Source organism: Roseomonas sp. TAS13 (assembly GCF_001950415.1).
Taxonomy (GTDB): Bacteria; Pseudomonadota; Alphaproteobacteria; order Acetobacterales; family Acetobacteraceae; genus Roseomonas; species Roseomonas mucosa.
The window spans coordinates 1-307 of the sequence record NZ_BDLP01000799.1 but is presented as its reverse complement, the minus strand read 5'-3'; the positions used below and the strand labels follow the sequence as shown (position 1 = coordinate 307).

Annotated in this window: 1 pseudogene; it reads right to left on the bottom strand. The window is 65.8% G+C overall.

Annotated features, from left to right (window positions below):
• A pseudogene (locus ROTAS13_RS25580) lies at positions 1-184 on the bottom strand (DDE-type integrase/transposase/recombinase); the annotation flags it as partial.
• Positions 185-307: the final 123 nt, after the last annotated feature.

The following is a 307-nucleotide window of genomic DNA, read 5'->3' as shown; positions in this document are numbered from 1 at the left end:
AACGCTGGAGTGCCATGACCAGTGCATCGATGCCCAACTCCGCCCTCAGAGGGTCGGCCATGGACCAGCCGACGATCTCGCGCGTGGCCATGTCCTTGATCGCGGCCAGATACAGCCAGCCCTCCCCAGTAGGCAGGTAGGAGATGTCGGCCAACCACACCTGATCTGGCCACTCGGCCTTGAACCGCCCCGGGTTTGTCGGAGGCCCCAGGCCTTGAGAGGATGGAGCCATGACGACGAAGGGCAAGACAGCAGCGAGCTACTCGCCGGAGGTGCGGGAGAGGGCGGTCCGCCTCGTGCTGGAGGG